At 44.6% G+C, this 23,241-nt stretch carries 20 protein-coding genes; 2 read left to right on the plus strand and 18 right to left on the minus strand.

The features are described from left to right. Positions 1-16: 16 nt before the first annotated feature. From DW996_RS07070 to DW996_RS07120, 11 genes are all read right to left on the minus strand, one after another. Entirely contained in the window at positions 17-1,834 is a 1,818-nt protein-coding gene (locus DW996_RS07070) for a family 43 glycosylhydrolase (RefSeq protein WP_118535266.1), read from the minus strand. Further along, on the minus strand, positions 1,831-4,128 hold the full coding sequence (locus DW996_RS07075) for a glycoside hydrolase family 3 N-terminal domain-containing protein (RefSeq protein WP_243098702.1): 2,298 nt from the start codon (positions 4,126-4,128) through the stop codon (positions 1,831-1,833). Before DW996_RS07075 ends, DW996_RS07070 begins: the two co-directional genes overlap by 4 nt. Then, entirely contained in the window at positions 4,023-4,268 is a 246-nt protein-coding gene (locus DW996_RS13305) for a hypothetical protein (protein ID WP_243098742.1), read from the minus strand. Before DW996_RS13305 ends, DW996_RS07075 begins: the two co-directional genes overlap by 106 nt. Beyond that, entirely contained in the window at positions 4,246-5,937 is a 1,692-nt protein-coding gene (locus tag DW996_RS07080; RefSeq protein WP_118535267.1) for a family 78 glycoside hydrolase catalytic domain, read from the minus strand. Before DW996_RS07080 ends, DW996_RS13305 begins: the two co-directional genes overlap by 23 nt. Before the next feature lie 21 nt (positions 5,938-5,958). Further along, positions 5,959-6,795, minus strand: coding sequence for an alpha-L-rhamnosidase N-terminal domain-containing protein (locus tag DW996_RS07085; RefSeq protein WP_118535268.1), 837 nt, complete (start codon positions 6,793-6,795; stop codon positions 5,959-5,961). A 13-nt stretch (positions 6,796-6,808) separates the two neighbouring features. After that, positions 6,809-7,723 (minus strand): carbohydrate ABC transporter permease, encoded by a 915-nt coding sequence (locus DW996_RS07090; protein ID WP_118535269.1) that lies wholly within the window; start codon positions 7,721-7,723, stop codon positions 6,809-6,811. Positions 7,724-7,736: 13 nt separating this feature from the next. Then, positions 7,737-8,684: an ABC transporter permease gene (locus DW996_RS07095; protein ID WP_118535270.1), complete on the minus strand. Its 948-nt coding sequence runs from the start codon at positions 8,682-8,684 to the stop codon at positions 7,737-7,739. Positions 8,685-8,767: 83 nt separating this feature from the next. After that, positions 8,768-11,080: a GH36-type glycosyl hydrolase domain-containing protein gene (locus DW996_RS07100; RefSeq protein ID WP_118535271.1), complete on the minus strand. Its 2,313-nt coding sequence runs from the start codon at positions 11,078-11,080 to the stop codon at positions 8,768-8,770. A gap of 13 nt (positions 11,081-11,093) precedes the next feature. After that, entirely contained in the window at positions 11,094-12,755 is a 1,662-nt protein-coding gene (locus DW996_RS07105) for a hypothetical protein (RefSeq protein ID WP_158575251.1), read from the minus strand. 872 nt (positions 12,756-13,627) lie between these two features. Next, positions 13,628-15,142 (minus strand): hypothetical protein, encoded by a 1,515-nt coding sequence (locus tag DW996_RS07115; RefSeq protein WP_118535274.1) that lies wholly within the window; start codon positions 15,140-15,142, stop codon positions 13,628-13,630. Continuing rightward, positions 15,121-15,531, minus strand: coding sequence for a hypothetical protein (locus DW996_RS07120; protein WP_147403542.1), 411 nt, complete (start codon positions 15,529-15,531; stop codon positions 15,121-15,123). The genes DW996_RS07115 and DW996_RS07120 overlap by 22 nt, the downstream gene beginning before the upstream one ends. A gap of 183 nt (positions 15,532-15,714) precedes the next feature. Between DW996_RS07120 and DW996_RS07125 the strand changes: the two genes are divergently transcribed. Next, positions 15,715-16,899: a helix-turn-helix domain-containing protein gene (locus DW996_RS07125; RefSeq protein WP_118535276.1), complete on the plus strand. Its 1,185-nt coding sequence runs from the start codon at positions 15,715-15,717 to the stop codon at positions 16,897-16,899. Between the two features lie 20 nt (positions 16,900-16,919). Here DW996_RS07125 and DW996_RS13310 read toward each other — a convergent pair whose 3' ends face one another. Genes DW996_RS13310 through DW996_RS13320 form a run of 3 tightly spaced genes read right to left on the minus strand, consistent with a single transcriptional unit; the run spans position 16,920 to position 18,558 of the window. Beyond that, positions 16,920-17,693, minus strand: coding sequence for a DUF5597 domain-containing protein (locus DW996_RS13310; RefSeq protein WP_243098703.1), 774 nt, complete (start codon positions 17,691-17,693; stop codon positions 16,920-16,922). 8 nt (positions 17,694-17,701) lie between these two features. Further along, entirely contained in the window at positions 17,702-18,217 is a 516-nt protein-coding gene (locus DW996_RS13315) for a hypothetical protein (protein ID WP_243098704.1), read from the minus strand. After that, a complete protein-coding gene (locus DW996_RS13320) occupies positions 18,187-18,558 on the minus strand; it encodes a beta-galactosidase (RefSeq protein WP_243098705.1) in 372 nt (123 codons plus the stop codon). The genes DW996_RS13315 and DW996_RS13320 overlap by 31 nt, the downstream gene beginning before the upstream one ends. Positions 18,559-18,719: 161 nt before the next feature. On the opposite strand from DW996_RS13320, the gene DW996_RS07135 reads away from it, so the two are divergent. Continuing rightward, positions 18,720-19,751 (plus strand): AraC family transcriptional regulator, encoded by a 1,032-nt coding sequence (locus DW996_RS07135; protein WP_158575253.1) that lies wholly within the window; start codon positions 18,720-18,722, stop codon positions 19,749-19,751. Between the two features lie 2 nt (positions 19,752-19,753). On the opposite strand, the gene DW996_RS13605 is transcribed toward DW996_RS07135, so the two are convergent. The 4 genes from DW996_RS13605 to DW996_RS07155 all read right to left on the minus strand — a co-directional run bounded on the left by DW996_RS13605 (position 19,754) and on the right by DW996_RS07155 (position 23,239). Then, positions 19,754-20,236: an MFS transporter gene (locus DW996_RS13605; RefSeq protein WP_158575255.1), complete on the minus strand. Its 483-nt coding sequence runs from the start codon at positions 20,234-20,236 to the stop codon at positions 19,754-19,756. A 14-nt stretch (positions 20,237-20,250) separates the two neighbouring features. Beyond that, positions 20,251-21,231 (minus strand): MFS transporter, encoded by a 981-nt coding sequence (locus tag DW996_RS13610; RefSeq protein ID WP_158575257.1) that lies wholly within the window; start codon positions 21,229-21,231, stop codon positions 20,251-20,253. A 92-nt stretch (positions 21,232-21,323) separates the two neighbouring features. Further along, entirely contained in the window at positions 21,324-21,956 is a 633-nt protein-coding gene (locus tag DW996_RS07150; RefSeq protein ID WP_118535280.1) for an endonuclease III domain-containing protein, read from the minus strand. Positions 21,957-21,967: 11 nt separating this feature from the next. Next, on the minus strand, positions 21,968-23,239 hold the full coding sequence (locus tag DW996_RS07155; RefSeq protein ID WP_118535281.1) for a bifunctional folylpolyglutamate synthase/dihydrofolate synthase: 1,272 nt from the start codon (positions 23,237-23,239) through the stop codon (positions 21,968-21,970). Positions 23,240-23,241 lie beyond the last annotated feature (2 nt).

Genomic DNA, 23,241 nt, shown 5'->3' on the forward strand with positions numbered 1-23,241 from the left:
TATAACGTTTTTACTATCATACCATAGGAAGGCAAATTTCTTTTCCATGCGTAATGCCATTTTTGTTAAAAGCATCCACTCTTACATAATAGGACTGCCCCTCTACGAGTGCTCCCACTTTATATGCCTGACATACTCCCATAACCATACAACTATGATAAAGTTTTCCCGGTGCATGCCCCCATAAAATGTTATATCCACAAACGCTTTCATCTGAAACAGCAGATACTACCATATCTCTTGCATCGGTTTGTTCTACCTGAACCCTCGCCATCTCCGGTCGTTTACCATCCCCGTTTCCAAAGACTCGTATTCCTGAGACACTCGGCAAAACATGATAAGGCACATCTATGATCGTCAATTTGATAAAACGCAGATCTATGCCATCTTCAAATACCACATAATCATGCGGAAGGTCTGTCTGGGCTTGCCGCTTATCCGCCAAAACCGTCCAGTCCCTGCCATCCGCAGATCCCTCTAAGAGCCATCTTGTCGGATGTATATTGCAGTCTATATAACGTTCCATATCGGGTCCTGCCACCAGACTTCCCGGACAGTCTATCCTGTTTTCCATATCATCAGCAAAATTGATCTGCACCACATGCACATGATCACAGGTCTCCAGATCCAGACACAACCAAGGTTCTGCATCCAGCTCTTTTGCTTTCCACCATGTCTGCACATTTTCGTCCACAACCAATGCCGCCTCATGTCCCTTTTCACACCCGGAGGAAGTCACCTTCGCCCGGTAACTGAGCAGATACCACCTCGGATCTGCCCATGGATCCTTTTCTATATCTTCTATAATATAAGGCCAATCACCGTATCTTTGGTTGCAATAGAGATTTCCCACATCATCAAAGCCTGCCGGCCAAATGCCTACTCGTCTTTCAAATACATGATTCTTACTAATACGCATGGTTGCCGTATGCCACCACTGACCCCGGCGATCCTGCATGGTAGATCCATGTCCGGCTCCCGGCAGGAAGCCACCCGGCTTATACGAAAATGGATTATTCTCTGCTAAATGAAAAGGTCCCAACGGTACATCCGCCACATAGACCCCATCCGCATAAACATTGAATTCCGCTCCCGGACAAGCATATTGTAAATAATATTTTCCGGCATGCTTTGTCATCCATGCACCCTCGATATAAGGCATTCCGGCATAGGTTGCCCGTATCATCGCCTTGTTGGCTTCCGGGATCTTATCTGCATCTTCTCCGCATTGATCTAAAAATTCCTGAAATAGGGCATCAATCTCAGCCTGACTCTTTGGTTCTTCACAATGATCTTCCCCAAAGCGCTCATAACCAATATGATATGGGTCACCAAAGATCAAATCTTTTTTCTGGCCCATAGGTTCCATGGTCGCAGGATCCAACTCTATCCCCCAGATAGGTGTCGCATTTGCGCATCCCCAGTAAAAATAGAGTCTGCCATCATCATCCTGGAACAGGTTCGGATCCCAATAATCCATATAGCCCGGTATTTCTTCATACGGCCCATGGATCGGATCCTTGGTGCGATAAAAACTACACTTTACATCCCGGCTAGATGCCGTAAAATACAGATACTCACCTATGGCACGCACATCCGGTGCATAGTCATAAATTGGCATATTTTCTGGCAAAGAATAACTATCCCAATGCGCCATGTCCTCAGAGACCCACACCGAACCTGTCATAGAAGCAAACAGATAATATTTGCCTTGAAACATAACCATCGAAGGATCTGCCGCCTCCCGGTTGACTGTCATTTTATACCGATCCCGTGGATCCTTTTTAAACTGATAAGCATAGGGTACATTTACCGGATTACAATATACTCTCATTTGACCTCTACCTTTCCATAGAAACTTCTGTCTCTGCCATCAATCCATGCATTTTCTGTGATCCGGATGCTATCCTTCAGACGGATATCTTTGCTGGAGGCTCCGATCAAAAGATCAATATCACCCTTTTCTATCTTCCACTTCATATCCTTATCTAAAAATGCAAGTTGAGACGGCGAAATGTGACAGATAATCTCCTTTTCTTCATGCGGTTGCAAAGGAATACGCTCAAAGGCTGCCAATTCCATGACCGGTCTGGTACGGGATGCAAATCGATCTGATACATAAATCTGCACCACTTCATCACCTGCACAGTCTGACACATTTTTCAAGAAAAAACTACATACAATGTCGCCCATGGTATCTACTTCTCTATTTTCTATATGCAGATCCCGATAATAAAACTCTGCATAACTTAAGCCATGTCCAAACGGATAGCGCGGACTATGCGACATATCCACATAATTTGCAAAGCCGATACTGCCACTCTGTGACTCCGCAGACCCCCACGGATGATTGTAATAAATAGGGATCTGTCCGCTTTTATATGCTACCGATACCGGCAAACGTCCCGCCGGATCATTCTCACCAAACAAGGTCTGCACAATCGCCTCCGCACCACACTCAGCACCATTCCATGCCTCAAGGATAGCATGCAATTTTTCATCGGCTATATCAGAAGAAATCGGTCTACCAAAGATATGGACACCCACAAGCGGCTTGCCTATTTCCGCTGCCTGTTCAATAAATGCATCCTGACACTCCGGAAGATTGATATCTGTTGCATCCACACCTTCTCCCATAGATGCCAGAGAGCAGGTGCCGTATTTTCCTCCCAGAGTAAGAATTGCCAGATCTGCCTGCCCGATCATCTGCAATGCCTCATCAAATCCTGATTGATCCTGACCGGCAATATCATAGCCCTTGGCATATACGATCTCACAGGATGGTGCATACGCTTTCAAATATTCCAAAAGAGACGGACAGTCCGGTTTCTGGGTACGCAAAATAGCATCATACTCTTCCCCCTGATCCAACTGGATATCAGTCCCCGGAACCGTTGGAATAGTCTTACCGGTCGTATTTTCAATCCCGGCAACCCCTGCAATACTGTTCGCCACCGCATAAATAGATTCCATCATAGATATATGCGTATAACCGCCAAAGAACATACGCGCATTATCCGCATGGGGACCGATCACAGCAATCTTTTTTATCTTATCTTTATGTAAAGGTAAAATACCGTCGTTCTTGAGCAGTGTCATGGATTCCATTGCTGACTGTCTGGTCAGCTGCTTTCCTTTATCCGCCTTCCGATAAACATTTTCCAGTTTGTCATCCATAAGCGGGTAAGGATGTTCAAACAAACCCATGCGAAACTTGGCACAAAGGACACGATATACCGCCTGATCTAACACGCCAATATCCAATGCCTGATTTGCAAATCTTTCCTGTAATTCCTTGCCATAACCGGCAGGACTTGGCATTTCCACATCCATACCGGCAGCCAGTGCCATCTCCCCTGCATCTGCCATACTTTCACCAATACGCTGATAATTATGGCTATTTTCTATGCCACCATAATCACTGATGCACAGACCATCAAATCCCATCTGTTCCCGCAACAAGTCTGTCAAAAGTTTATGAGAAAGAGAAGCCGGCTCTCCATCAATGGAGCAATAGCAAGGCATGATTCCTCTTAATCCAGCTTCCTTGATCGCCGCCTGAAAAGGTTTTCCATATATTTCCTGTAAAAGTCTTTCGGGTGTATCACTATGGGTTCCATGGATTCCACCTTGCGAGTTATGAAATGCCAAAAAGTGCTTCGCCACACTTTCCGCCTGTCTGCCATCTACACTTGTTTCCTGAATTCCTTTGGTATAGGCTACCCCCATGGCACTTGCAAGAGCAGGATCCTCTCCATAACTTTCTCCCTGCCGACCCATGCGGGAATCCCTAGATATATCCAGAACCGGCGCCAGAATATGGGTAATACCACAAGCCAATTCCTGCTCGGCTACACAAGATCCTATTTGTTCTTCCAGATCCGGATCAAAAGATGCCCCTCTGGCAATACCGGACGGAAAACTGGTCGCCTCCTGGATAAAGGCTCCGCAAAGTCCCTCCATGTGAAAAATCGCAGGAATATGATGCGGGCTCTTTTCCATAACCAGCGTCTGCACATCTTTTACCCACTGCGCCGCGCCTTGTAAGGTCGGTATGCGCCGCATTTCCAAGGTACTGACCTCGCCGATACCATAAGGCACCCTCTCAGCGATCCATGCAAGATCCATGCTTTTTTATCGAATGGGAACACACAGTTGACCTGTGCCATCTTTTCTTCCAGCGACATATCCAAAAGCAGGTCTTTTGCCCTTTCTTCTACAGATCTCGTTTCATCCAAATAAATTTTATTCTTTCCATGTAAACTCATAATTTCCGTTCTCCACAATCTCAATTTCTTTATTTGCCAGTACCACCCGACAGCTTGTCCCCACCGGAACCTGCACTTGCAGATCATACAGATCATCCTCCCGCTTTTCCCAGCGCACACGGATGATCCCATAAGGACACCTGTGCCAGCATTCAGCAAAAGTAAGATCGCCGCCCACCAATGGTTGTACCCGGAACCGGCGATAGCCTGCCTCCTCGGCTTCCAGACCGCACACCCTGCGGTAGAGAAAATCTCCGACAGCGCCATATGCATAATGGTTCATGGATCCTTCTTTTATCTCACCGGATTCTGTAATAATGTCCCACTGCTCCCATGTCGTCGTGGCACCTTTTCGGATCTGATATAGCCATGACGGATTGGTGTCCTCCAGTAAAAGTTTGTATGCCTCTTTTACATAACCATGATCCGCAAGCGCAAACAATAAATAAGGTGTTGCCGTAAATCCTGTCTTCAGATGTCCACCATCCGCCTGGATACACTTCCACAGTTCTTCTACCATTGTCTGATTGACCTTCTCAGCCTTTGCCAAAGAAAAATATAAAGGCAAGACATAGCCCGTCTGAAAAGCCTCCGCGTCCGGCATTTGCCCCTTGCCCTGCATAAACTTATCTATATAAGTGTCTGCTACTTTCTCACCTAATCTCCAGTATTCATCCGCATCCCGGTCTTTTCCCAGAATCCGTGCAATTTTTTCCATATAATCACAGGCATGCGCATAATAGGCAGTTCCCGTCCATTTTCCTTTTGCAAGCCAGTCCGGCAGGCTGCCATAAGGTGCACACCAATCACCAAATTGAAATGGGAGGGAAAATACATAAGGTGTCTTGTTGGCAAGAAGCCCCATATTAGCCCACCTGCGGACATCCTTCATGTATTTTTTCATGACCGGATACATTTCTTCCAAAATCCGCACATTTCCACTATAGCGATACAATTCGTATGGAACGATAATACAGGCATCTCCCCAGCAACTGGTCGTCATGCTCGGTGTGATACCTTTTCTAACGGGAACAACAAAAGGAATGGATCCCGTTTTTCCCTGCTCTGCCTTCATGTCCTTCAGCCATTTCATCAAAAAGTGATCCATGGCAAAATTAAAACATGCGGTAGAAGCAAACAAAGCAATATCTCCTGTCCAGCCCTGCCGCTCATCGCGTTGCGGACAATCTGTCGGAATATCCACCAAGTTACTTTTTCCGCTCCATACGATATTGTTCTGTAATTGGTTCAGATCCTCATTGGAACAGGAAAAACCGCCATCTCCCAGAAGATCGGAATAAACCGCCTGTACCTCTATCTGCATCTGTTCCGGCCGGATGCCTTTGACAGCAATATAACGAAATCCCATATAGGTAAAACGCGGCGAATATGTCTGTTCTCCATCCTTGCAGTGATATTCTATGATCTGCTTGGCAGAACGAAGATTTTGCACATAAAGATCATCACCATCCAGAACTTCCGCATGACGGATGGTAATGACATCTCCTGCTTTTGCCTGCACCGTCATTCTTATGACTCCTGCTAAATTCTGTCCAAAGTCATATAAAAACTCTCCATCCCTGGTCTGTCCGATATACTTTCCTGCAAAGATCTCATGTCCCAAAACAGGCTCTCCATAGCGAACCTGAATAGTTGGTTTTTCTTTCAACTGTGTGTCTTCTGCCTTTTTTCATGCGTAGACAGCACGGCTTGGATCTGCCTCATAAATCTCACCATCATAGAAATCTGCAAAAAGGTATGTCCCGCTTTGCGCCACTTCAAAGGACGCATCGGTACCGACACATTCACTTGTTCCATCCATGTATTCCACAAAAACGTCAGCTAAAAAAGCCTGCCTGTCTGCCATCAAAAGGGATCTGCTCTTATTGGTATCCTGTATATAGGTAGACCGTCCCACTGCCCAGCCAGCGGCGACGATCGCCCGCAACTCATAAGTGCCCGGCTGGGTATTTTCCAATGGGTAGATACCATATTGTAAATGATGATCATAATCCGTAAATCCCGGTGCAAAGTATTCTGTATTGATCCGTTTTCCATCCCAATACAGATCATAGATTCCTATGGCTGTTGCCATAACTTTCAAGGATCTTACCGGCTTTTGCAAAATGATCTTTTTGCGAAATTCCAGAGGTCTCGGTGATAAGGGTGACGTATTAATGATCGATGGATCCGTGATCCAATTCCCCTTCCAAGGTAGCTCCATGCGACCTGTTTCAAAGGTCGCATGGGCTTCTGTATGGTTACCGTCTGTCGTTTTTACCTGCACACGGATCGTATATGTCTGCATCGGCAGGAGTTCTTCTCCCCCATAGATAACATAGGCGATTTCGTCTATTTCCTCCTGCCATCCATTTAAGGAAATACATGCCTTCTCTACACGAATCTTTTGTTCATCACTTTCCATGCAAAATCCAAGCACTGGCTTTGACTGATCCGTATAATAAATGGTATCTTTCCTTTCCAATAAAGAACGATAGTCGATCGTAATATCACTAATTTTAATCATATTTTCCTATCCTTTATTCTTTCACGGCTCCCATCAGAGATCCTTTTTGTAACTGTTTTTGTGCAAATGGCATTGCGATAAGTACCGGCAAAGTGGCAATGATGATCACACAGTAAGATACCAGATAACGGTTCCAATCCGGTGATGTTGCTGTAGTAAGTGTTGCATTATCTGCCACGATCTGCTTGATCCACAACTGTAAAGGCCACAAATTCTTATCACTTGGAACATAAAGCATTGCATTGAACCATGCATTCCAAGAAATGATCGCTGTGTTGATCATGGTTACCGTTACCAGTCCCATAGCCTGCGGAAGCAGAATACGGAACATGATGGTAAAATGTCCTGCCCCGTCCAACTCGGCTGCTTCGATCGTTGATTTTGGCACCTGTTTGAATGCATTCAGGGTCAAAATGATAAACATGGCATTGGTACAGTCCGGCAGGATCATAGACCATACGGTTCCGGTCATTCCCAGATTCCGGATGACCATATAGGTCGGTACCGTTCCACCATTAAACATAAGGGAAATAATGATAAAGAGCATCATAATCCCGGATGCCTTTGGCTTACGATAGATCACATAAGCTGCGATCACATTTAATACCAAACCGACCAGGACATTGCCCACCACATATAAAATGGTATAGGCATAACTCTTGATAATCGCCATATCATCATAAGATAAAGTCTTAATATATCCGTCCCAGTTTGGTTTTCCGTCCGCTGTTACCCATTTCCATAAGACTCCGTTGTGTGCCAGGAGTAAATTGCCATCGGACAAAGACGCCATCAGGGTATGCCACATCGGAATAATTGCCAATGCCACGCAAGCCAATAAGATAATCCCGATAATGACGTCTGCTACCCTCTCTCCAAGGTTCGGGTGTACGACCATTCCTTCTTTGTATTTCGGTTTTCTAGCCATCTCTCATTCCTCCTTAGAACAGCGACATTTTCGTTGCTTTTTCAGACATTTTGTTACCAAAGATCAGTAACAGGGTTCCGATAATAGACTGCAACAAACCGGATGCTGTTGATAAACTAAAGTCATTTCCTGAAGAAAATGCCATTCGATAGGTGTATGTACTCAGGCAATCTGAAAATTCATAAGTTGTCGGCATATACAAAAGCAATACCTTATCAAATCCTGTCATAAATACCAATCCAATCTGCATGGTAAACATCATAACAACCAGTGGCACAATACTTGGGATTGTGATATTCCATAAGCGCTGCCATCTGCTTGCTCCATCAATACAGGCTGCTTCATAGAGATTCTGGTCAATGCCATTGATGGCTGCTATGTAAACAATAGCTCCATAGCCTGCCCCCTGCCAAATGCCAAGGAAACAGTTAATGAACCAGAACACCGGTGAATTGACTGCCAGCCAGTTCTGGTTTGGAAGTCCAAACATAGTCAGGAACATGGTGATGGCCCCACCTTCTTTTAAAAACTCCTTTGCCAAAGTACACACAACGACCGGTGCAACAAAATATGGCATATATGTGAAGGTCTGTACCACACGGGATCTTCTTTTATTTCTGACCTGACTGATCAGAAGTCCCAGGATAACCGGAATGATAAATCCCAATGTCAGATTCAATAGTGCCATATAGACCGTGTTGCGAAAAGCATAACCAAATTGTGCCCCCGCAAACAGTTCCTTAAATTTATCCAGTCCGACCCACGGACTGCCGAATAAGCCTTTCGCGACTTTATAATCCTGAAACGCCATCAAAATCCCCACCATCGGAATATATTTGAAGATCAAGAGAAATGTAAATGGGATCAAGAAGATCAGATAAAGCACTCCATTTTTCTTCAGATCATATTTCCATGTGTTTTTCGGGTTATACGTCGCCGATTTAGATTTTGTTTTTGCCATAGAACCTTCCTCCTTGTTTCTGCTTATACTTTATCATAGGCATCATTCTATGTATTATGTTTTTCATTTTTTGATTGTAAATATCATTTTCCGCACAGGGTAACCTGTACATCATGCACCTTGTTGTCCTGCATATCCGGAAGGATATTGCCTGTAATCTCCTGGCCATCCATAAGAATATGTGCTACTCCCTGCTCCAGATGCATAGGATTATGGATGCAGATCCGATAATCTGCATCGCGGAAATGCCGCACTACCGTCGCCTCATTCCAATCTGACGGAAAACACGGTGCGATCCTTAAACCTTCGTAAGTTCTCTGTAAACCCATGATTCCTTCATAAATGCTGCGCAAAGCCCATGCCGATGTACCTGTCGTCCATGACCAGTAGGATTTTCCATAATATCCCGGGTGCGTAGCGTAGCAATTTGTAAACACATATGGTTCTGCCCCGGAATTGCTGGATGGGTTTTGCTCACTATCCGGCATGATCTTTTTCAAAGTACGGATTGCCTTATTGGCGCGTCCCAATTTACAATCCATAAAGATCTTAAAACTGGTCGCATGGCAATATACACCGCCATTTTCAAACAAGCCCGGAAGCATACCGGACATACGCCCTACATTTGGTGAATATTTTTCATAGGCTGGCATATTCAGTGGAAAGCCAAAATCTCCTTCCATGCCATCCACGGAAGCAACCACATCTGCCATACGCTCCGGCGGTACAATCTCTGCCAGCACCGCCCATGTCTGCGCGTTGAGATAAATCTTGCTCCCATCGCTATCCTTTGAACCAATATTTTCCACCTGACTGAGGGCACGCATATACCATTTGCCATCCCACGCATAGGTGTTGATCGCCTGTGCCAATTTTTCATATTCCTGTCGCAAAAAGACGGCATATTCCTCATTGCCGATATAATGCATCAAGGCTTCCATCTCCAGCAGTGCCATACAGAACTGTTCCGACAGCATCACGCTTTCTGCCTCCGGATCGGTCGTGATATTTAAGGCATCGTTCCAATCTGCAAAATAGATCTTGACCAGACCGTGCTTTCCTTTATCACGGATCAGACAGGATACCGCTGCGCGCAGATGCTCCATGACCGTTGCCTGACCGCCATCCTGCCAAGAGATCTTTTGTTCCAGGAGAGAAAGATCCCCCGTTTCCTTGAGCAGTTCGCACACTGCCCATATGATCCAGAACGGCTGATCCGAATAGCGGGTATCATCATATGGATACCATGTCAAGACAGCATGACCATTCTGAAACTGATGGCGTAAACATTCTAAGATCTCTTCTTTTGCCTTTTCCTGCCGGTAATTCAAAAGTCCTACCGCAATCTGCAAATTGTCTCGAACTCCTTTCTTACCGACAATGCAGCAATCCACCTGCTTTTTGATCCACTCTTTCATGATATGGTTCACTTTTGCATCCGGGGTTTCCAGTATAAGGGAACTGTACTTATCCACATTATAGGCGATCGCCTTTTGCAGACTGTCCTCCACAGCCTTTTTCTCTTTATACTGTCTGCCCACAGAAATGGCTTCTTCTACGGATTCGCTCACTCCCATGACCATATAAATTTCTTTACTTTCACCCGGCGCAAGGACGATCTTATGTTGCAGGACTGCCCCTAGGACAAATAAGGCCGCCTCGGAATTACTGCAATCCAGTCCCTTCACAACAATGTCTGGACGTTGAAAGAGTGCATATGCCGACGCATCTAACTTAGTGATCGTTCCTACGCCGCCGCAAAACTTTGAAAGATCTCCGTCAAAAGCAAAGATCGATTCCGACGAGGCAAGGAATGCGTTATACCGCTTATGCGGAGCAAAAGGATGATCGGAAGAACAGTAAATCCCATTCAGATCCCTATCAAAATGTGTTTCCATGCATCGATAATTTTCATAATATCTGGGATAGGAAAAGCCTTCCAGTTCAAAACTGGTTGCCTCAAAAACACTCAATTTTCTTGTCCGCTGGCTCTCATTTTTTATGCGTATCCGCCAAACCTCGTGATAAGCATCCTTCGGCACATACAGGCACCAGAAAGATGTGATCTGATCCACCTGAGAAGACAACTCTGTATATCCCAGATGATGCGTGCATTTGAAATTTTCCACTTCTTCATTGAGCGGTGCCGCACCTATATTCCAACTCTGCATAGACTCATCATCACGGATATAAACATAGCGTGCATCATTATTATTCAGCATACACATATCCGCTTTCTCATTCAGGTAATAACTTCGTCCATGCCCATTCTGGGAAATCTGCGCACAGTAGCCTTTCTCACTCCAAAGATAATTAAACCAATAGCGTGGCAGTTTGGGCTGATAGATCACGCAGGCTTTTTCATCTTCCGAAAATTCATATAATTTATCTTCCATATATTACCTCTTTCTAATCCATCCACAGATGATAAAATACACTGGCTACATTTCCCGGCAGGTCAAAGACAACCTGACCATTTTTCGCAGCTTTCTCCACAGAAGAGATCACATTGCCCTCAGTATCTAAAAACTCCAGGACTGCCTTATTCTGTGCCTTTATGATCATGCTTCCCTCTAAGGTCTCCGCATATAACTTTCCGTTCATTGTGATACAAGTCATCGTGATACCCGGTGCATACTCCGGTCCGTCTGAGATCACGTTATCATCATTGCCACATCGTCCAAACGCAGAAATCACAAATTCATTGGCATCTGCCAGCTTCATTTTGTCCCTTTCCTCTTGATATAGCGGCATGACGGAGAGTGAGATTCGGTCATTGCATGCCTTGACCAGAATACGATCATCCAGCACAACGTTTTCTTCTGGCGCACCACTAAAGTATGCGGCATACGGTGTATGTACCTCAAATCTTGCATGTGCCGGATCGAAACAGATCTCTCCTGTTGCCGAAATCAATTTTCCATCCACCAGACCTGTATCCTCCGGGATTAGTTTCCAACACTTCATTGCCTGATCCAGTTTCTCTGCAAACTCTGTATAATCTCCCATACCTGCCATCTGACGGATATCTCTAATGACAAGATTTTTTTCGTCCAGATAAATCTTGGCATCCTCTTCCATGCAGCCTTTACTAGCCTTAGGAAGTCGCTGGTCATCCGGGAATCTTCGAAAAGCATCCCTATCCTTTGACCATGCAAACTGCACAGCATGCTTTGCTTCAGATAAATCTGCAGTATTAAAGTAGCCCGCATTGATCGCAAGATCCGCATCTCCCCGATATTTATGCCCATTTTCCACAAATGCCGCACGCAGACCGGTAATATATGGTGCGATCAGATTGACCATGGCGTACCAATTTGGCAATGTCTCCAAATCCTCCATGGAAAAGACCTGCTCTACTTTGACATTGCTTTTGGCTACCAATCCCTTCAAAAACACATTTGCCATGAACCCCCACTGGCACATAACTGCCGGGTCATTATAGCAATCAAAGACATCATGGATCTCATCATCCGGTTGGTTGTCCTTGTCCGATGTATGATGATTATAGAGGATCAGACCATCCCAATCATTCAAACAAGCGTAGGCGATCATCTGCACAAAAGAAGTCGACCGGAACGGATGTAATCCATAATCATTCCATTCCGTAATCATAAATGGTTTCCCTTCGACACAGGACACAGATCCCAGTGATAAAAGCGTTGTTGCCATCTGTCCAATATATTTTTGTACCGTGAGCGGATTCACTGATACACTTTCCGAGGGCCGCCCCGTCATAAATGTCCTTCCATAGACCGGCAGGATCGGGTGATTAAAATACGTATTATTCTCCATGAAATCACCGTCAATATGTCCATAGACATCCGCGGCACCCGCGATCAGATTGCTGGCAGCAATCGGTACTTTGACTCCCAGAGAGAGCAGATAATTTTTATATTCCCGGTAAAAACGTCGATTGGACCAAAGTCCAAATTCCATATAATCTGCATAACGCGCCGGGCTGACATCGCCTGCCCAGTCATCCCATGCATTGTTGGTTGGCTGGTAAAAAGATCCCCGCACCATCTTAACCGTATTCTTTGCCGGATCCTCATCCTCGCGCAGGCACATACTCCATCACTGGTCCATGCTCTTGCCAGTTTTTCCCGGTTGTCATACTTCATCAATAGGAAATAATTAAAGCGCCTTTGTACCTCTTCCATATAAGGCAATAACTGTGGATTCTGGTCTACTTCATCAATACCTTTGATCGCCGAATCCTCATTATTCATCTGCACGACAGCTACCGCCGGATCATCCTTATAGGCAAGCCCTGTATAAGGATTGACGTGGCAAAGAAACTTCTTTGCATAGTCTCTTTGCAGATCGATCAGACGCTGGTTAAACATAGGAAAACACTTGATACAAGGAACCATATCTCCCGGATATTCCAGTCCGTCTCCAGCTAGAAATTGGCGGGCAATCAGAAGATCAAAATGCAGATAAATGCCTTTTTCCTTTAATTTAGCTGCCAGATAATCAAAACGATCCAGACCTTCCGGGTTAAACTCTATGCTGGACCCCTCACTATATTTTAGGAGAGGTGCCTCTTTACAACTGCTCCAGGTGCACTCCTCCTGACCGATCGGTGCATCTGCTGCATGCATGCGGATGATATTTACTCCCATGCTTGCAAAGTGGTCTGCCAATTTTTCTGCCAGTTCGTGACTCGGTGTGTTGGATCTCGCTGCAATGTTAAACCCCAAAAAACGTGCTCGTGTACCATCTTCAAAATAGAAATGGTCATCTTTTATCTGCAAAAATCCATGTTTGCCCGCAGGCGCATCCAGTAAATGTGAAAAATCCAAGACTCCCTTGTTGACTTGTGTCTTAGAAAGTTTGATATGCTGCTTCATGTTTTTCTCCTTTTTCCTGAAATTTTGGTATAAAAAGACCGCCATACCGGTATGACGGTCTTAAATATCCTATAAGGCAATATCTTTTTATTTTGCTTTGTCAATCTGTTTCTGCAAGAGTTCGCAAACGCTGGATGGATCATTTGCTTCCATACCTGCTACATATTCATCCCATGTCTTTTCTCCACGGATTACCTGCGGCAGATTCTGGCTCATATAATCTCTAACTGTAGTCTGCATTGTACTCCATGTCTGTGAATCATCCGAATTTAATAAGGATGCATAATCAGATGCACTTCCGGTATCTTCATACTTGGTCCATAATTCATATGCATGCTTTAACACTGCGGATTCGTCTTGCTCTATGGTATAGTCATCTGTATTACCATTCAGCTGCAATCCTACACACATTCTGGTTGCAGTCACAGCACCACCTACAGCATCGTCAAGTGGGATCAGTTGGGTATAAAGCGGCTTTCCATCATCCCCTGTTGTCAATTCATAACTGCCCTTGTATCCATATTCTTCATATAAGTTTGGATCCAACTTGGTTTCGCTGATCTGCTCTTCTGTCAGTCCCAGGTTTGTAAGCAAAGCGCCTTCCATTGTGTAAGTCCAATCAAAGAAGGTAAACAGTGTTGCTAAATCCTTATCCTCACATTTGTTGGTAACACCAAGTGCTGCTGCCTTTCTGCTGTCATGATACATGCAGTCAGGATCTTTAAATTTCTGTGCATCGCTACCGTAAGTATCATTGATTGGAAGTGGTGCAGCCATTGCATAGGCATCTTCCTTATCTGACTCATCCATGCAGGTATCACGGATCACAGAACCTAAAGCGGTTCCTGTGTAAGCAGACCAAAGACCTACCTTACCCTGACTAACGCCTGTGGTATTGATCATATAGAAGATATCTGTTCTGGTATAGAACTGCTTATCCAACCATCCCTGATCGTACCAATTCTGCATACATTCTGTGTATGTCTTAAAGTTTTCAGAAGTTCCGTCATACTCTACCGTTCCATCATTGATGTAATAGTAGCCGTTACCACCACCAAAAGAAGAAACCAGATCGCCTAAGGTACTATTTCCCATATAAGAAATAGAAATGTCATAAGCATCATCCCAGCCTCTTTCTGCGATTGCCTTGTCAAATGCTTCAAACATCCACTCCCAGTCGCTGATGGTCAGAGGATCTGATGTACCACTTGGGAAGATAACATTATCTTCATAGGTATTGTCCGGATCATCTCCATCGCTTGCGCTAAAGGAAGTCACTTCATTTTTCTTCCATCCGGTCAGATTGTTCTGTTTCTTTGCCTCAGAAAGAGGTGTTACTTCCGGATGACCATTTTTCTTTACTGTATCGCTATCCCAATCCCATACATAATCGGTCGGTGTAGCATACTTTACGATCCAGTCACGACGATACATATAGCCCTGCCAAGGATCTCTAACGGAATCGCCCAACATACAGATCTGATAATAATGTGTCTTGCCTTCATCATCTGTTGATGTGCAAAGCATCTTGAGTTCCGGGTTCTGCTCCAGATATGCAACATAATTTGGCATATATTTTTCTACATATTCTGTGATATCCATAAGGATTCCGTCATCTGCCAAGCTTCTGCATTTTCAGATGAAACCGTAAGATCCAAAAGATCAGGATAATCACCTGTGGAGAGCAGTGTATTAAAGTTATCTGATTCTGATCCGGCAACCGGCACCTGAAAATCAAAATCCAGGCTCTCACCATCGCCAATACCACCATTTTCCGTATCCCATGTCTGCGCCTCTATGTACTGTACTGCTGCGGAATCGTTGTAATCCGTATAATACTTGCCCGCGCCATCTGTCTGAAAGATCCACATTGAGAAATGATCCGGATCATTCGATTTGCTACTCGATTTACCACATCCGGTAAAAACCCCTGCTACCATGGTTGCAGCAAGTGCTACCGATAGCATTCTCTTCCAAGTTATTTTCTTCATAAAAACCTCCTAAAATTGTAGATTCCATTTTCGCGCGCTTGTCATCTTTTTGATGATACAAGAATATCATAGGATTTTTATTCAATATTGCGCTTTTCATTTTGTTATTATGATTTTCATTATTGATTTTTCTTTTTTTTTCATTTAAACTGACTTTAAAATCATGATCGGAGGATATATTTTATGGATTATCTTAATTTTTGTAAAAGTTATTTTTCTGCCACAAGTATTCCTGTCAATCTTTTAGACAATGTGAACATACTTTATTCTTCCGTACGGACAGTAACCAATATTCCTCAATATAATGACTATTATGTCCCGGATGATCTTCCAAACTTCCCCTGTTTTAGTCACTATGATCCTTCGATCGAGTATGGCATTGTCCGCGTCCAAGACACTTCCATACACATCGTGATTGGTCCCGTGTTCGAGACTGAGATCACACCTGAGATCCTAAATGCCTACCTTCGTGAAAATAAAATCCCATTCTCTGAAAGAGATAAGATCCAGGATTTTTTATGCTCTATCCCGCGTATGAACCAATTACAATTAGCCAAGCACTTAATTTTTCTTCATCAGGCAATCAATAATGAAACCTGTGAATTATCACACTTTTTTCCGGATTATACCCCGTCAGCAGATGACATGGCGACCAATACCAGATCCAATATCGGAGACGAAGCCAAAGAATATTTCAATACCTATTCCAACGAACTGCGACTTTATGAAATTATTAAAATGGGAAATGAGGAGGAATTAGAAAGTTATTTAAATCAGATTCCATTGAGTATTCTGGCAAAGCCTATGGCAACATCGGCGCTGCGCCAGGCAAAAAATATGTTCATTAGCACCATCACCAATATCGTTATGATCGGAGCCATTCCCGGCGGTGTTTCAACAGAAGTTGCATTTGAATTGATGGGACAATATGTGCAGGAATGTGAAAAACTCCAATCTATCCACGAGATTGAGACTCTACGCTACAATATGCTGGTTAAATTCTGCCAACTTTCCGGCAAGAGCCACATCCCACTTGGGGTATCCAGTGATGTATTCAATAGCATGAATTTTATTCGCAGCCATACAAACGAACCGATCACCGTAACAGATGTTGCAGATAATATCGAACGCAGCACTTCCTATGTTACAAATTGTTTCCGTAAAGAACTGGGTATTTCTCCGGGTGCCTACATTTCACGTTGTAAATTGGAAGAAGCCAAGAGCCTTTTAATGTATACCAACATGTCTTTGACGGAGATCAGCAATTATCTCTGCTACTCCAGTCAAAGTTATTTTCAAAATGCCTTTAAGAAAAAATTTCAGTTGACCCCATTGCAGTATCGAAAAAAAATGCAACGGATCAACTGAAATCCTCTGTTTTTCATATTTTATTTATAAGCAAATACCTTCAATTTCACCAGAGTATAGTCATTGTAGCAGAAACGGGATGCCTCATCGCCATTCAAACGACGACCGGCTTTCCACTGTCCATCTACAAATTTGCCTTCTTCCAGTGCGATGATGTCATAGTTTGGTTTTTCCGGGTTTGCAGAAAATGGCGTGATCATGCAGCCATTCGCCAGGATATAATAGGTATCTTCCTCTGCCTTCAATATCAAGCACACACCGTCTTTTCTTGTCACAAGCGGTATGTTCATCATGACCTTGAAGCCAAAGCCGCCAAACATCATGGTGTCATTTTCCGGATCACTATTTGCCATCATTCCGGCAAAGCCCTTAGACGGATCGCTCGGCGTCATATCCATTTTTTCGGAGATCACTGCCTGCAAATTGTTTGTGCCATAAGCCCCTGTCAGAAGCGGCATCATGTCATTTAAGGTTGATGCACACCAACGATAGTCCTCGACATTCTGTGGCGTCTGTAAGAGCGGATCGGATACGTCCACCCCAAACAGATAGGCAGAAATATCATTGAAAGGCTGCCCCATATCCTCAAAGCCAAACGGCGCAAAACAGGTTGCGTGATAATGGCCGATCGTATAGATCAGACGCGGTGCGCAATGTGAATGTGTCGCTGTCTCCGGGATAAAGAGCGGATTGTCCATCTTGGTGTAGGTATCACAGATCTCGGTAAAGTATGGCACATAGATATCCGGAGAGATCACATCGATCGACGGTGCTGCGTAGCGCCATACCTCCATGACCTTGGCTACCGGTCCACCGGTCGGATATTTTCCGGCTTCTTCGCCTTATCCAGCCAGCAGTTTGCAGAAAACGGCAGGTCATATACTGCCTTGCCTGCGGCAGCCACTTTCTCCACATAAGATGCCACATAGTATGCAGTAAAGATCTCTCCAGCACATGCTCCAAAGACCTGCTCCCAGTTTCCGGCATGAGCGCCATTTTCCACGGCTTCCCTGACACCGGCCTCCATGCTGTCTGTATGAGCCTTCATATAAGAAACAAATTCTGCCGGAACATCCTCTGCATATTTCGCATCAGCAAAATCGGAATGTTCCCGGTCAGATCCTTGCATACCGGTCTCGTTTTCTACCTGCACACCGATCACGGTACCCACGTTTTCATCGACTTCCTTGATATGTGCCATAAGATGAGCAAAAGCATTCGCATCAGCCTTCACTGTCTCCTCACCAAAAGCGGAAAGCGTCGTATATTCCATGCCATAAAATGCCATCAGTCTGGTCTTATTCTTACCCTTTTCCATCTGGCTCTCGGGAATCGCACCATATCCTTTTTCACCCATTCCGGCGCATACATACACTGGGCATTCTTCCATGTACCAAACCAAAGGAAGATCAGATGCATTTTTCTTTCTCTCGCCTGGTTGATAAGTGTATCAACTAATGTGAAATCAAATTGTCCTTCCACCGGTTCTGTCAGTTCCCATGTCACAGGGAGCAGTAAGGTATTTAAGCCTTCCTCTTCTGCCTTATCCCATACGCCCTGCATATAGGCGGCATCGGATGAACTGGAGTTGTGTGACTCTCCGGCGATTGCGATAAAAGGTTTTCCATCTACGGTAAATACGGTTCTTTTACTTGTCATAATCCTATCTATCCTTTCTATTTTACTTTGTTTATGATGACTCCTATCCTAACCTCATTTTCCATCGATTGTAATTTCCAATGACGCACACTCTGTCGCTTTTCACTTACCAAATCCGACATGGTATTTTCTTTTTTTCTCCGGCATGTTATACTTTCCCCATGAATATTACAGAATTACTCTCAAAAATAGTTGAAAAAAGCACGGTAGATCAGCCTGTCGTCAATTCTTACGCCGAGCATCAGGCATTTTTAGATACGACTTACCATTTCCAAAATTCTCCGCGCCGCCTGACCTACGACCTGGTCACCTTGACCGGCTGGCACACCAGTCCCCGGTCTAAGCAGGAGTTTTTCTATGCCACGATCTCTGCACCGGACGCTTACACTTTTTTGATTCCTTTTGAAAACGGTATGCGCTGTGACCTCCATGCACATACACATATTGAACTCATCTACATTGTCGAGGGGTCTTTGCGCATCCATATCGAAGATCAGGATGTCAGCCTTTCACAGGGAGAAATGCTTTTGATCTCTGCCGGTGTCATGCACGGAGAATATCTTCTCGCCAGAGACTGCACCATCCTGTGTCTGGATGTGGACGATTCTTTCTTTGATCAATATATTGGCGCCGACCGCCGCACCGACTATATGCAGGCACTCCGAAAACTTCTCAACCAAAAAAGAAGCGAATATCTCTATATCCGCTTCTCTCCTTTTGATCAGACACCTCTGACCTATCATGCTTTTTATACCATATTGGAAGAACTGATCGCCTGCCGCCCCGGCAAAAAACATATCATCATCGGCTATGTCGAGCGCATCATTGACCTTTTAACACAGGAATTTCGTATGCAGGTCATGACCGAAGATACCAAGGCATGGCACAATGCCCTGCTTTCTGATATCAAGCAGTACATCAATACCCATCTTGCCACTGTGTCAGTATCTGCCGTTGCCAATGCCTTTCACTATAGCCCGGACTATCTGAACCGTCTTTTTCGCGGGGCAGAAGATATTACCCTCTCTGCCTACATACAGGAGATCCGGCTTGCCAAAGCCATGCAGTTTTTACACACGACAGACCGCTCCATTGCCTCCATTGCCGAGGCTGTCGGCTACCATAATCAGGGCTTCTTTTACCGAAAGTTCAAGGAACGCTACGGTCTGCTGCCGGGGGATATACGAAGGTGATCCTACTCCGTCTTTCCCAACTCCTTGCAGATACGGTCATATTCTTCCTCATCCAACTTGTAATGCTTCTTATAGAGGAAATAAGAAAGTAGCATCAAAATGCCCGGCACGATGGACATAAAAATCAAAAGCCCCATAGCCTGCTGATTGGTCACATGAGAAAGCACTGCGTCGATCTGGGACAACTTGCTTGCCTCTGTGATCAGGTTCTGATTGCACTGCTGCTCTAATTCTGAAATCTGGTTGGTATAATCGGTAACCCCCAGCAAAATATATGCGGATGATGTGACCGCTACAATGATGGCTCCACCCAGTTTGGTGATAAAAGGACGCAGGGATGTAATGATGCCTTCATCACGCGAACCAAATTTGAGTTCGTTGTACTCGACCGTATTCATAATAGAGATCATCATGATCAGATAGTAGCAATACTGTCCGAAATTACAGAGCATATAGCCGATCATAAGCACCACAAACTTGCCCATGCCCTTGCCCGGCATCAGCCGGAGGCAAAGATCATGACATAACCGATGGTTGCGATCACAGCCATATAGCCCATGAGTTTCTTACGATGGATATGACGTGAAATGGTCGGATAAAAGATCATCAAAAATGCCGTAACCGACATACCGACGGTCGTAAACAAAGAATAAAGTCCACCTTCATATCCATAGATAGAATAAATATAAGTTGAACCGATACCGCCCACGATCAATCCATTGCCGATCTGCTGGATCAAAAAGATGACTGCTACCCAGATCAACTGATCGTTCCGAAAGATCGTATGTACCAGTTTCCTGAAACTGAACTTCTCTTTTGCCTTATTCTCCTGCGCCGTATCGCGGTGCTCCTTAGTACCAAAAATGGTGATACAAAGAAAAAGCGGTGCTAAGATACCGATCACCAGCGCAATCCTACCGTATGCGTAAGCAGCGTTACCGCCAATGGTATTCTTGCCTGTCGTAAAAAGCGGTATCAGGATCGTTGCCGCCGTACCACCAATACCGGCAAAAAGCGTAGCTCTCGAGGCAAACTGGTTTCTCGCATCTGCATCGGAGGACAGCGCCGGAACCATGCCCCAATAAGAAATATCGTTCATGGTATAGGTAATACTAAAGGCAAAATACATGACACCAAAAAATACCACGAACTTCCAGCCCTGCAACTGCACATTAAACATCAGATAAATAACCACCGAGGTCGATAAAATGCCTGCCAAAAGCCATGGCTTGAACTTACCATATTTACTTCTGGTGCACTCGATGATATTGCCCATGATCGGATCATTAAAGGCATCAAAGACACGCGCTCCGATCATAATACCGGTGATGGCGGTCAACTGCGCTGCCGTCAGCGAATGGGTAAACAAGACAAAGGTCAAAAGATAACTGTTAATCAGTGCGTAAACCGCATCACGTCCCATCGTTCCCAGCGGATAAGTGATCAAATTCCGCTTTCTGAGTTTTTCTTCATTCTCCATAAAAAGTACCCCTTTCCTACTCTCCATATTATATGTGTATATTCTACAACGAATAGAAAAGATACGCAATTCTTATGTGCAGTTTTCATAATTTATATCCTCTTCTTGCAAATATCCGCCAGACAGCATTTATCACAATAAGGTGCAGTCCGCGCGGTACACACGGCACGTCCGTGATCGACAAGACGATGGCAAAGCTCACTGCCCTCCTCCGGTGGCACGATCTTCCAAAGTTCCATCTCCACTTTTTTCGGATCCTTGATGCCGTCCACCAGTCCGATCCGGTTGCCGAGTCGGATACAGTGGGTATCCGTCACGATCGCCGGCTTGCCAAAGACATCCCCCATGATGAGGTTGGCACTTTTTCGCCCCACGCCGGGCAAGGAAAGCAGGGCATCAAAATCATCCGGCACATGGCAGTCATACTGATCGCGCAGCATCTTCATGCAGGCACTGATGTCCCGCGCCTTACTTTTGCCCAGTCCACACGGATGAACATATTTTTCGATTTCTTCCGGGGTCGCCTCCGCCAGCGCCTCTACCGACGGATAAGCCGCAAAAAGATCCTGCACTACAACATTGACTCTGGCATCCGTACACTGGGCAGCCAGACGCACGCTGACGAGCAGTTTCCACGCATCATCATAATCCAGGGTACAATGGGACTCCGGGTATTCTTCCTTTAATCTTTCTATGACAAGTTTTGCTAATTCTTTTTTTCGCATCCTTTTCTCCTCTACTCATACTCCGGCAGATGTATGCTTCCGCCTTCAAACATTGCCTTGACCTCTCCTATAAAATAAAGAGATCCAAAAATAATAATACGTTCTCCTTTTTCTTCTCCTAAAGCAATCGCCTTTTGGATCCCATCCAAAAGATCTCCACTTACCACAGCAGACATTCCATCTTCCAAAAGATCCTGACACAACTCGTCCGCCTGTAAACTGCGACTGGTATCAACCGTAGCACACAAAAAGGTGTCCGCCAGCGGATACATGGTCCGCATCATGGCTCTGTAGTCCTTATCTGCCATAACTCCTACCAAAAAGACAAATTTTTCATCCGGAAACATATTTTTTAGTGAGTTGAATAACGCTTCAACTCCCTGTGGATTATGAGCTCCATCTACCAAAACATACGGTTTTTCGGACAAAACCTCCATTCGTCCTGGCCACTTAGCTTCCGCTAACCCTTGTCGAATGATTTCCTCTTTTTTCGACAAAAAGTTATCCCCGAGATATCCACAATGGTTATTGAATAATGTTTCCACTACCCCCACAGCCAATGTGGCGTTAGCCCTCTGAAATACGCCGTTTAGCGGTATTTCGTAGGTTGAGATTTTTGTCAACAAGTTATCCACATTTGTAATGGGGACATCCAAAATCTCTGCCTGTTTTTTTATCACATCCGCTGCTTTTTCATCCATAATTCCAAGAACTGCATGGGTACCTTTTTTCAAAATCCCGGCTTTTTCCGCTGCAATTTCTTCTATGGTATTTCCAAGAATTGCCGTATGATCATATCCAATATTTGTAAACGCACAAACCTCAGGAACAACTGATAATCCCGCAGTCGAATCTTTCGCCCCACCGAGTCCCGTTTCTAAAACAACGAAGTCACAATTCTTCTCTTTAAAATATAGCACTGCCATTCCCAGGCACAAATCAAACATTGTTGTTTCCTGTCTCATCGGAAGTTCTAACACACGTTCTCCTAATCGTATGACATCTTCTTTTCTGATTTCTTCTCCGTCAACAACGATACGTTCTGTAAAGCGGATCAGATGTGGTGATGTAAATCTTCCTACAACAAAACCGGCAGCATGTAATATACTACTTACAAATGCTGCCGTTGATCCTTTTCCATTGGTTCCGGCAATATGAATGATTTTCATGCCCGTTTCCGGATGTTCTAAACGTTCCATCATTTCCGCGGTCACATCTCTTCCATATGCCTTTCCAAATCTTCTTTTTGATTGTATGATTTCGATAATTTCTTCGTATTGCATGT

The organism is Roseburia sp. AM51-8 (genome assembly GCF_003478275.1).
GTDB classification, from domain to species: Bacteria; Bacillota; Clostridia; order Lachnospirales; family Lachnospiraceae; genus Pararoseburia; species Pararoseburia lenta.

Coding starts and splice junctions, on each gene's coding strand:
- DW996_RS07070 (WP_118535266.1), bottom strand. CDS start 1,834: ATGAGAGTATATTGTAATCCGGTAAATGTACCCTATGCTTATCAGTTT.
- DW996_RS07075 (WP_243098702.1), bottom strand. CDS start 4,128: ATGGATCTTGCATGGATCGCTGAGAGGGTGCCTTATGGTATCGGCGAG.
- DW996_RS13305 (WP_243098742.1), bottom strand. CDS start 4,268: ATGAGTTTACATGGAAAGAATAAAATTTATTTGGATGAAACGAGATCT.
- DW996_RS07085 (WP_118535268.1), bottom strand. CDS start 6,795: ATGATTAAAATTAGTGATATTACGATCGACTATCGTTCTTTATTGGAA.
- DW996_RS07090 (WP_118535269.1), bottom strand. CDS start 7,723: ATGGCTAGAAAACCGAAATACAAAGAAGGAATGGTCGTACACCCGAAC.
- DW996_RS07095 (WP_118535270.1), bottom strand. CDS start 8,684: ATGGCAAAAACAAAATCTAAATCGGCGACGTATAACCCGAAAAACACA.
- DW996_RS07100 (WP_118535271.1), bottom strand. CDS start 11,080: ATGGAAGATAAATTATATGAATTTTCGGAAGATGAAAAAGCCTGCGTG.
- DW996_RS07105 (WP_158575251.1), bottom strand. CDS start 12,755: ATGTGCCTGCGCGAGGATGAGGATCCGGCAAAGAATACGGTTAAGATG.
- DW996_RS07115 (WP_118535274.1), bottom strand. CDS start 15,142: ATGGATATCACAGAATATGTAGAAAAATATATGCCAAATTATGTTGCA.
- DW996_RS07120 (WP_147403542.1), bottom strand. CDS start 15,531: ATGAAGAAAATAACTTGGAAGAGAATGCTATCGGTAGCACTTGCTGCA.
- DW996_RS07125 (WP_118535276.1), top strand. CDS start 15,715: ATGGATTATCTTAATTTTTGTAAAAGTTATTTTTCTGCCACAAGTATT.
- DW996_RS13310 (WP_243098703.1), bottom strand. CDS start 17,693: ATGGAGGTATGGCGCTACGCAGCACCGTCGATCGATGTGATCTCTCCG.
- DW996_RS13315 (WP_243098704.1), bottom strand. CDS start 18,217: ATGGAAAAGGGTAAGAATAAGACCAGACTGATGGCATTTTATGGCATG.
- DW996_RS13320 (WP_243098705.1), bottom strand. CDS start 18,558: ATGACAAGTAAAAGAACCGTATTTACCGTAGATGGAAAACCTTTTATC.
- DW996_RS07135 (WP_158575253.1), top strand. CDS start 18,720: ATGAATATTACAGAATTACTCTCAAAAATAGTTGAAAAAAGCACGGTA.
- DW996_RS13605 (WP_158575255.1), bottom strand. CDS start 20,236: ATGGGCAAGTTTGTGGTGCTTATGATCGGCTATATGCTCTGTAATTTC.
- DW996_RS13610 (WP_158575257.1), bottom strand. CDS start 21,231: ATGGAGAATGAAGAAAAACTCAGAAAGCGGAATTTGATCACTTATCCG.
- DW996_RS07150 (WP_118535280.1), bottom strand. CDS start 21,956: ATGCGAAAAAAAGAATTAGCAAAACTTGTCATAGAAAGATTAAAGGAA.
- DW996_RS07155 (WP_118535281.1), bottom strand. CDS start 23,239: ATGCAATACGAAGAAATTATCGAAATCATACAATCAAAAAGAAGATTT.